Here is a 10,021-nt window from a genome sequence, read left to right as displayed (position 1 = left end):
CTCTCCGCTACCTGCTCCACCACATGGGTCAAAATTCCCCGGCTGTCCGCAGAGGCGTTGATATCCAGTAAAACCAGCTCATCCGCCCCCTGGCGGTCGTACTCCTTGGCTGCTTCCACTGGGTCCCCGGCGTCCCGCAGCTGTGTAAAGTTGGTTCCCTTCACAACCCTGCCGTCCTTGATGTCCAGGCAGGGGATGATTCGTTTTGCGTACATGCCGCCCCTCCTCTCTAGGCTCTTGCTTCCTTGACCCGCTGGGCAAAATTTTTCAGAATACGCAGGCCGGTGCGCCCGCTCTTTTCCGGATGGAACTGGCACGCCGCCAGATTCCCCCGCTCCACTGCCGCGTGAATGTGGGCTCCGTAGCTGGCCGAAGCAGTGACCACGTCCCCCTGAGCCTGCAAATAGTAGGAGTGCACAAAATAGACGTAAGGCTCTGCCTCCAAGCCCTGCAGCAGCCAGCCGGGGCGCTCCAAAGCCAGAGAATTCCAGCCAATATGCGGGACCTTCTGCCCCTCTGCCGGCAAGCGCAGGACCTTGCCAGGCAGAACGCTCAACCCCTTTACACCTGGGGACTCCTCACTGCTTTCAAACAGTACCTGCAGGCCCAGGCAAATACCCAGCAAGGGCCTGCCCTGCCCAATAAACTCCCGGACAGCGGTGTCAAGCATTCGGCTTGACAGACCGGCCATGGCCTCGCCAAAGGCTCCCACCCCCGGAAGCACCGCAGCCTCGCATGAGGCCAGCTGGGCCGGAGTAGAGGCCACCTGACAGGCGCAGCCAATATGCCGCAGGGCCTTTTCTACACTTTGCAGGTTGCCCGCCCCGTAGTCGATAATGGCAATCAAGACAATTCACCTCATTAAATTATTAAGGCAAGTATATCATATCTCCTGCTGTTATGCAAGCTTTTCCCTGATCTTCTCTGCCGGAATCTTTACAAAAAATTCATCCATTCACGCTGTCAAGGGTTTATACTTTAGGAACATGCCTTTGCCCGCATGTTTTCCGCCTTTATCTTCTTACATAGAAAAGAGGAACCCAACCCATGTTTTCCAAGTTCAGCGTAAAAAAGCCTTTGACCGTCCTGGTGGGCGTGGTCATTGCCCTGGTGCTGGGAGTGGTGGCCTTTACCCGCATGACCCCCGACCTTCTGCCCAACATCAACCTGCCCTACGCGGTCATTATTACCGCCTACCCGGGCGCGACCCCAGAGCAGGTGGAGCAAGAGGTCACCCGCCCCATTGAGCAGGCCATGGCCACCCTGGACCATGTGGAGGAGATCACCTCTGTCAGCCGGGAGAACAGCTCTCAGGTCATGCTGCAGCTCACCGACGACGCCAATATGGACACCCTGACCGCCGACATCCGGGAGAAGCTGAACTCTGTCTCCGGCAGCTGGGGCGACATGGTGAGCACCCCCTACATCATGAAGATAAACCCCAGCATGCTGCCTGTGGCCGTGGCCGCCATGGAGCGGGAGGGCCTGGACAACATCGCCCTTACCAATCTGCTGGACGGGGAACTGCTGACCAAGCTGGAAGGCATTGAGGGCGTTGCCAGCGTCTCGGTCAGCGGCAATGTGGAGGAGAGCCTCACCGTGCGGCTGCGGCAGGACAAAATCGACACGGTGAACGCCAAAATCAGGGCCAAGCTGGACCAGAAATTCAATGAGGCCCAGCAGGAGCTGGACAACAGCAGCCAGGAGATTGAGGACGGCCTCAGCGAGACCCAGGAGCAGTCGGACGAGCTGGCGGACCAGAAGGCCCAGCTTGAGGCCGGTCAGAGCCAGCTGGCCCAGCAGACCGGCCAGGCTCAGGGCCAGCTCATTGCCAAAAAGGTGGAGATTGAGTCCGCCAAGTCTCAAATCAACGCCCAGCTCACCACCATGGGCCAAACCGAGACCCAGCTGAAAACTGCCCTGGAGCAGCTCACCAGCCTGAAGACCAACCTGGACCAGCTGAACACCCAGCTGGCCGCTGCGGACCAGGGCATTGCCGGGCTGACAGAGCTGATCAACGGCTATCAGGCCCTGACTGCCCAGCAGGCGGCGTTGACGGAGCAGCTGGCCCAGCTGGACCCGGAGACCGAGGAATACGCTGCGGTCCAGGCCCAGCTGGAAGCCCTGACCCCCCAGCTGGCTGCTGCCGAGGCCGGTTTTGCCGCCCTAGGCACCACTGCCGAAGGAGCCCCTGCCAAGCTGGCGGAGCTTCAGGCCGGGCGCGAGGCCCTGGCCGGCGCCCTCACCGAGGCCAAGGCCATGGCCTCGGCCGCCGGGGTGGACCCGGAGAAGATCGACGCCTCCATTGCCGAGGCTCAGAAGAACCTGGACCAGCTCACTGCCGGCAAAGCCCAGCTGCAAAGCACCCTCTCTCAGCTGGACAGCGGCGCGGTGACAGTGAACCAGGCCCTGCAGCAGCTCTCGGCCCAGCAGACCAGCGGCGTGCTGCAGATGAGCGCCGGCATGTCCCAGATTCTGGCGGGACAGTCTGCCCTGTCCGCTGCCCAGCAGCAGCTGGAATCTGCCCAAACCCAACTGGAGTCTGCCCAGGAGGACTTTGACAAGCAGAAGGAGGCTGCCTACAAAAACGCGGACCTGCCCATCACCATGGAGATGGTCTCTCAAATTCTGTCCGCCCAGAACTTCTCTATGCCCGCCGGTTATGTGGACCAGGGAGGCGCGCCCTGTCTGGTGCGGGTGGGCGACAAGCTGGAAAGCGCGGAGGAACTGGAAAACCTGCTGCTGTTCGACACCGGAGACGAGGCCATTGGCAAGGTCTACTTAAAGGACGTGGCGGACGTGCAGACCGAGAGCAACGCCGGCGAGCTCTATGCCAAGATCAACGGGGAGGACGGGCTGGTGCTGTCCTTTACCAAGCAGTCCACCTATTCCACCGCCCTGGTGTCAAAAAACATACAGGCCCGCTTTGAAAAGCTCTCTGAGGAGTATGAGGGCCTGCGCTTCACCACCCTGTCCGACCAGGGGGACTACATCTATATTGTGGTGGACACTGTGCTGCAGAACCTGGTGCTGGGGGCGGCTCTGGCGGTGCTGATTCTGCTGCTGTTTCTAAGGGACATCCGGCCCACTGTGGTCATTGCCTTTTCCATCCCCATCTCCCTGATGGTGGCCATTGTGCTCATGTATTTCTCTGGGGTCACCCTGAATGTCATCTCCCTCTCGGGCCTTGCTGTGGGCGTGGGCATGCTGGTAGACAACTCTGTGGTGGTCATTGAGAATATCTACCGCCTGCGCAACGAGGGCATGTCTGCGGCAAAGGCCTCGGTGCAGGGGGCGGTGCAGGTGACAGGGGCCATCATCGCCTCCACCCTCACCACGGTGTGCGTGTTCCTTCCTATTGTATTTGTAGAGGGCGTCACCCGGCAGCTGTTCAGCGACATGGCCCTGACCATTGGCTACTCTCTGCTGGCAAGCCTGTTTGTAGCCATCACCCTGGTGCCTGCCATGACCTCCACCACCCTGCGGGCCAGCAAGCCCAAGGACCACTCCCTCTTTGACCGGGTGATACAGGGCTACGGCTGGCTGGCGGGAGCCTCTCTGCGGCACAAATGGGTGTGCCTGGCCCTGTCCCTGGCGCTGCTGGTAGCCAGCGTGGGGCTGGCTCTGTCCCGGGGGTTCCTGTTTATGCCTGCCATGAGCGGCAACCAGATCACCGTCAGCTTTACCCTGCCCCAGGAGGACGCCACCTTTGAGGAGCGCACTGCCATGTCCGACCAGATTGTAGACCGCATTCTCCCTCTGGACTGCGTGGAAACGGTAGGCGCTATGGCCAGCGGCAGCAGCGGGGCCGGGGTTATGAGCATGATGGGCGGCGGCGAGGCCAGGGAGGTGTCCATGTATGTGATTCTGGACGAGAGCGCGGGCCTCAGCGACAGCGAAGCGGCCAAGGAAATAGAAGCCGCCTGCGCAGACCTGGACTGCACGGTGGAAGCCCAGGGCGCTATGGATATGAGCTCCTACATGTCCGCCATGAGCGGCTCCGGGGTGGAGATCAAGCTCTATGGCGACGACATGGACAGCCTCATCCAAACCGCAGAGGAGATTACCGAGACCCTGTCCCAGGTAGAGGGCATTGCCCAGGCTGAGAGCGACCTGGAGGACGCTACTCCCGAGCTGCGCATTGTGGTGGACAAAAACAAGGCCATGGAGAACGGCCTGACCACCGCCCAAATCTACCAGAGCGTCAGCGCTGCCATTACTGAGGACAGCACCGCCACCAGCATCACGGTAGACGGCTACGGCCAGGACGTGCTGGTGGTGCACCCCAAGGAGAGCGGCATGAACGAGAGCTATCTGAAAAGCCTCACCGTTACTGCCACAGACCGCACTACCGGCGACACCGAGGAGGTGCCCCTTGTGCGCGTGGCTAAGTTTGAGGACCGGCAGAGCCTGAACGCCGTCAGCCGGGAGAACCAGAAGCGGGTGCTGACGGTCAGCTCCACCCTGGAGGAGGGGTACAACATCAGTCTGGTGACCCAGGCGGCACAGCGGGCCCTGAACGGCTACACGCCTCCCCAGGGCGTCACCTACGCCCTTACCGGCGAGAATGAGACCATAATGGAGGCCATGGGCCAGCTGCTGCAAATGGCTGCTCTGGCTATCCTCATTATCTATCTGATCATGGTCATTCAGTTCCAGTCTCTGCTGCTGCCCTTTATCGTGATGTTCACCATCCCCCTGGCCTTTACCGGCGGCTTTCTGGCCCTGTATCTCTGCGGCATGGAGGTGAGCGTGGTGTCCATGATCGGTTTCATCATGCTGGCGGGCATTATCGTCAACAACGGCATCGTGCTCATCGACTACATCAACCAGCTCCGGCTGGAGGGCATCCCGCGCCGGGAGGCCATTATTCTGGCAGGGCGCACCCGTATGCGGCCCATCCTCATGACTGTGCTGACCACTGTACTGGGGCTGGTGTTCATGGCCCTGGCTACCGGCATGGGCGCGGAGATGATGCAGCCCATTGCCGTGGTGTGCATTGGCGGACTGCTCTACGCCACCCTGATGACCCTTTTCGTAGTGCCCGCCATGTATGACATTATGGCAAAAAAAGAGCTGCGGAAGGTAGACGTATAAGGGGGTGACATTTTCAGCCACCCTGCTGCAATGCAAGAGAAAGTCGTGGAGCTCCAAAGCACAGATGCGCCCCCTGGGGAATCTGTCTCCAGGGGGCGCATTTCAGGCTTACTTGTCTCTTAGGGCGAGTTCACATAAGCGGAGCGGAGTGTATGGATTTTGAGCGGACGCCAGCCAGCTTCCAGGCGAAAATCCGCAGAATTGCTTGCAGCTCTTATATCCCCCTTGTACTTCATGAATTTTCAACGCACAAGCCGAAAGACCCGCGGGAACGCTCATGGTCCCACGCCCTCGCTGTTCGTCAAGCCATTTGCATATACAGTCAGTACGCCACTACACCTGCTGCAAAGCCCGGAAAACTCGATATAGCCCGCCCTGAAGCACGCCCCTCCCCCTGCGGCCAGATTGGAGGGGACACACACCTTGATTATCATTCATTCTTCTCTGCACAGAAAAGGAGGCTCCCATGCCCGCCACATTTTCCTTGCCCCGAAAATTCCCTGGACGCTCTCCTCCCTCAGCTGTTCTCCATTCTGCGGGCCAACATGACTGCCATCGCCCCCACCGGCGACAGCTATGAGGAGGACCTTGCCCTGTGGAAAGCGTACATTCTCCCCGCGCTGGGAGACAAGGACCGCCAGCTGGTACTCCTCCACTGGGAGGGCCAGCTGGCCGGGTACTTTCAATATGCTGTCCACGGCGACACGCTGATGATGGAGGAGATTCAGATTAAGCCTGAATACCAAGGTACAGGCCTGTTCCGCTCCCTCTATCAATGGCTGGCCAAGGAGCTGCCCGCCGGTCTCGCCCGGGCGGAGGCCTACGCCCACAAAAGCAACCAGAAGTCCCAGGCCATTTTAGAGCATCTGGGGCTCAAGAAAGCAGGCGAGAACCCCAGCGGCAGCAGCTGGCGCTATCAGGGCGACTGCCAGGCCATGTGGAAGGTCCTCCTGTAACAAGTAAAAAACCTGCCGCAGAGAAGCTTGCGCTTTTCTGCGGCAGGTTTTTTACGGCTTCAGGCTCTTTCCGGTTCTCCCGCACCGCTCCTTCCACCAGCCCCGCAGCCAGGGGGCCAGCCAGCAGGCTCCCAGCCCACACAGCGTGCCCAAGGCGGCTCCGGCCAGCACGTCCGTGGGGTAGTGGACAAACAAAAACACCCGGGAAAAGGCAATGAACGCCGCCAGCGTCAGGGCTCCCGCCCCAAAGCGTTTATCCCGCCGGAGAATAACCACAGCTGCCGCAAAGGAGGAGCAGCTGTGCCCCGAAGGAAAGGACCAGCCTGAGGGCGGCGAAACCAGCAGTTCCCCATAGCTGGGGAACGCCTGAAAAGGCCGGGGGCGGCAGATGATATTTTTCAGGGTGACCTCTCCAATCAACAGCCCCGCCAGCATAGCCAGCAGCACCACCCAGCCGGTGGCGCGCCAGCCGGAACGCTTGCCAAAAATCACCAGCAGCAGCCCCAGGACGATCCAGAACCCGCCGCCCTCCCCCAGATAGGTGACAACGGGAAAAATCCTGTCGGTAAAGGCATTGTGACAGTGGGTTTGAATAAAGCTCATGACAGTCTGGTCAAAGAGATTGAGTTCTGGCATGGAGGGCTCCTTTCTTTTACGACTGAGTCGGATGAGGATTCCCATTTTTCCGCAGAAAAGGGAGACGGGCTGCTTCGCCCTTGTTTGTTGTGCCTGCCATCAGGCTTTTGTCCCGGGATGGGGATTCTTTTATTGTAGCAGAAGGTCCTCCTGTTTGCAACACTCATATTATCCTGTCCTCCCGCATACCCATTACCAACGAGATTTTGGAGGGATAGCTATGGACCTTCACCACGTCAGCCGCCAACAGGCTGCCGAAACCCTTTCCGCCGACCCGGACCGGGGCCTGAGCCCAGCCGAAGCCGCCCGCCGTCTGGACCGCCACGGCAAAAACCAGCTGCGCCCCGCCCGGCGGCAGAACCTCCTGGCCCGGTTTCTCAGCCAGTTCAAGGACTTTATGGTCCTGATCCTGCTGGCCTCGGCGGCAGTCTCCTTCTGGGCGTCCAGTATGCAGGGGGACGGAGAGTACCTGGACTCCATCATTATTCTGGCTATTGTGGTCTGCAATGCGGTCATCGGCACCGTGCAGGAGCTCCGGGCCGACAAGGCCATTGACGCTCTGCAAAAGCTCTCCTCCCCCCATGCCCGGGTACTTCGGGGTGGCAAGCGGCTGACCGTGGACAGCACCCTGCTGGTCCCCGGCGACACGGTTATTTTAAAGGCCGGTGATCTGGCCCCCGCCGACCTGCGGCTGGTAAGCTCTGTGGAGCTGATGGTGGAGGAGTCCGCCCTCACCGGCGAGTCGGCCCCAGTGGAGAAGGACGCCGCCGCCATGTGCGCCAAAGAGGCTCCTCTGGCCGAGCGGAAAAACATGGTGTTTGCCTCCACAGGCATTGCCTCCGGGGCCGGAGTAGGCATTGTGGCCGCGACAGGCATGGACACAGCCGTGGGCCGCATTGCCCACATGCTGGACCAGGAGAGCTCCCCTGAGACGCCCCTGCAGCAAAAGCTCCGGCAGACAGGCAAGGTGCTGGGCCTGGGGGTGCTGGCCATCTGCGGGGTGATTTTCGCCCTGGGGCTTTTGCAGCATATCGAGCCCCTTGAGATGTTCATGATTGCCATCAGCCTGGGTGTTGCCGCCATTCCCGAGGGCCTCACCGCTGTGGTGACCATTGTGCTGGCTATGGGGGTCAAGCGAATGGCCCAAAAGCGGGCCATTGTGCGGCATCTGCCGGCAGTGGAGACCCTGGGCAGCACTCAGGTCATCTGTTCTGACAAGACAGGCACCCTCACCCAGAACAAGATGACGGTTACCGCCTACACTGGCCCCTTTGGCCCCGAGCCTGTAGAGAGCCCTGCCTCCCAGTTTGCCCTGGAGCTGGCCACTCTGTGCAACAACGCCGAGGCCCAGGAGAGCCAGATTACCGGCGACCCCACTGAAACCGCCTTTCTCCGGGCCTGCCGCCAGTCAAAAAATGACCTGGACAGGGCCTTTCCCCGGGTGGGGGAGATTCCCTTCACCTCTGCCAGAAAGATGATGACCACCGCCCACCGTACTGCCGGCGGCTGGCGCGTCATCTCCAAGGGCGCGCCTGATGTGCTCATTGCCCGATGCACCCACCAGCAGCGGGGCAGCACTGTGGTCCCCCTGACAGGCTCGGCCAAGGCCAAGCTGCTGGCCGACAACGCCCATCTGGCAGAGCAGGCCCTGCGGGTGCTGGCCGTGGCTTATAAAGACGTGGACCATCTCCCCTCTGACGACCGGCAGACGGAAAGCGGCCTGGTCTTCTGCGGGCTCATTGGCATGGAGGACCCGCCCCGGAAGGGGGTGCGGGCCGCAGTGCTGGAATGCAAGCGGGCAGGCATCACCCCTGTCATGATTACCGGCGACCACGCAGCGACTGCTCTGGCTGTGGCAAAGCGCACCGGCATTGCCAGCGACCATGACAAGGTGATGACCGGCGCGGAGCTGGACCATCTCTCTGAGAGCGAGCTGGCAGGGGAGGTGCTGCGCTGCCGGGTATTCGCCCGGGTGAGCCCCCAGCACAAGGTAAAGCTGGTGAAAGCCTGCCAACGCCGGGGCCTGGTGGTAGCCATGACCGGCGACGGAGTCAACGACGCCCCTGCCCTGAAGGCCGCTGACATTGGCTGTGCCATGGGCAAAAACGGCACTGAGGTAGCCCGGTCCGCTGCCGACATGGTGCTTACCGACGACAACTTTTCCACCATTGTCGCCGCCGTGCGGGAAGGCCGGGGCATTTACAGCAATATCCGCAAAACCATCCACTTTCTGCTCTCCTGCAACATTGGCGAGATTCTGGTGGTGTTTATGGCCTTTCTCCTGCGGGCTCCCGCGCCCCTTTTGGCCATTCAGCTGCTGTGGGTCAACCTGGTCACCGACTCCCTCCCTGCTCTGGCCCTGGGCGCTGAGCCCATCCCCCGAGAGGTAATGGAGGAGCCCCCCCACCGGCGGGACGAGAGCGTGTTCTCCGGGGGCATGGGCTTTTCGGTAGCCGTAGAGGGCTGCCTGGTGGGAGCCCTGGCCCTGCTGGCCTACACCATAGGCCGGGTGTGGTTTGACCCCAACCCCGCTCAACCGGTGGTGGGGCGCACCATGGCCTTTGCGGTGCTCAGTCTCTCGCAGCTGGTGCACAGCTTCAACATGCGCTCCTCCCGGTCTGTGCTGGAGCTGGGGCTGTTCTCCAACCCTAAGCTCAACGCCGCCTGCCTGATCTGCGCCCTGCTGATGGTCAGCGTGGTGGCCTTCCCGCCCCTGGCGGCAGTGTTCCGCACAGCAGTGCTCAGCCCCCTGCAGTGGCTGCTGGTGGCCGGCCTCTCCCTGTGCCCTCTGGTGGCAGTGGAGGGTGAAAAGCTGCTGCTTCAGTCCGCCCGAAAAAAGAGAACAAAACCCCAGAAGAAAAGGACTCTGTAAAGGAGTCCTTTTCCTGTGGAAAACCCGTGAATTGTTGAAAACTCTGTGAAAAGTGTTAAATACCGGAACTTTACAACTTGCGGCAAGCCAGTATGCTCCCGCAAGGAAAGAGGCTGACGCAAGAAAATGGGTTCACAACTGGGCATTTTTCCACAAAAAAGGGGGAAGCTTTGGGAAAGCTCCCCCTGAAAACCGCTTTTTTTCCAAGTTTCCACATCTGTTCACAATTTTTTCACAAGAAATTCTGGAAAAAGCGGTTTTTTCGACATGCTTCGTGCACTGCATGTAGTATAATGTCTCTCGGAAGCTCACAATATACAAAATGCAGTCGAATCCACACAGCTTCCTGTCATTTCGCCCCGGAAAAACAACTGTTCTGTAAAGCTCTTTGACTCTTCACAGCTGTTTGACCGAAAGGAAAATTACTTTTCAGGCAGGCAGAATGCCAGTGGAAAACTCT

At 60.2% G+C, this 10,021-nt stretch carries 6 protein-coding genes; 3 read left to right on the top strand and 3 right to left on the bottom strand.

The genetic code is table 11. The features are described from left to right. Both ACTO5E_RS08615 and hisH read right to left on the bottom strand, forming a co-directional pair. The coding region (locus ACTO5E_RS08615; RefSeq protein ID WP_482303007.1) for a HisA/HisF-related TIM barrel protein at nucleotides 1-215 on the bottom strand (215 nt) is incomplete at its 3' end. Between the two features lie 14 nt (nucleotides 216-229). Then, nucleotides 230-847 carry an imidazole glycerol phosphate synthase subunit HisH gene (gene hisH, locus ACTO5E_RS08610; RefSeq protein WP_482303006.1) on the bottom strand — a complete coding sequence of 206 codons (618 nt, stop codon included), beginning with the start codon at nucleotides 845-847 and terminating at the stop codon, nucleotides 230-232. Between the two features lie 200 nt (nucleotides 848-1,047). Between hisH and ACTO5E_RS08605 the strand changes: the two genes are divergently transcribed. Further along, complete coding sequence (locus tag ACTO5E_RS08605) at nucleotides 1,048-5,097, top strand: efflux RND transporter permease subunit (protein ID WP_482303005.1); 4,050 nt, start codon at nucleotides 1,048-1,050, stop codon at nucleotides 5,095-5,097. Between the two features lie 545 nt (nucleotides 5,098-5,642). Continuing rightward, a complete protein-coding gene (locus ACTO5E_RS08600) occupies nucleotides 5,643-6,053 on the top strand; it encodes a GNAT family N-acetyltransferase (protein WP_482303004.1) in 411 nt (136 codons plus the stop codon). Nucleotides 6,054-6,104: 51 nt separating this feature from the next. Here the strand turns inward: ACTO5E_RS08600 and ACTO5E_RS08595 are convergent, their stop codons facing one another. Continuing rightward, complete coding sequence (locus ACTO5E_RS08595; RefSeq protein ID WP_482303003.1) at nucleotides 6,105-6,689, bottom strand: phosphatase PAP2 family protein; 585 nt, start codon at nucleotides 6,687-6,689, stop codon at nucleotides 6,105-6,107. 220 nt (nucleotides 6,690-6,909) lie between these two features. Here ACTO5E_RS08595 and ACTO5E_RS08590 point away from each other — a divergent pair, with 220 nt between their 5' ends. Beyond that, nucleotides 6,910-9,561, top strand: a complete 2,652-nt coding sequence (locus tag ACTO5E_RS08590; protein ID WP_482303002.1) for a cation-translocating P-type ATPase — start codon at nucleotides 6,910-6,912, stop codon at nucleotides 9,559-9,561. Nucleotides 9,562-10,021 lie beyond the last annotated feature (460 nt).

Source organism: Acutalibacter sp., assembly GCF_056800975.1.
This window is presented reverse-complemented; position numbering and strand designations above follow the sequence as displayed.

Coding starts and splice junctions, on each gene's coding strand:
- ACTO5E_RS08605 (WP_482303005.1), top strand. CDS start 1,048: ATGTTTTCCAAGTTCAGCGTAAAAAAGCCTTTGACCGTCCTGGTGGGC.
- ACTO5E_RS08600 (WP_482303004.1), top strand. CDS start 5,643: ATGACTGCCATCGCCCCCACCGGCGACAGCTATGAGGAGGACCTTGCC.
- ACTO5E_RS08595 (WP_482303003.1), bottom strand. CDS start 6,689: ATGCCAGAACTCAATCTCTTTGACCAGACTGTCATGAGCTTTATTCAA.
- ACTO5E_RS08590 (WP_482303002.1), top strand. CDS start 6,910: ATGGACCTTCACCACGTCAGCCGCCAACAGGCTGCCGAAACCCTTTCC.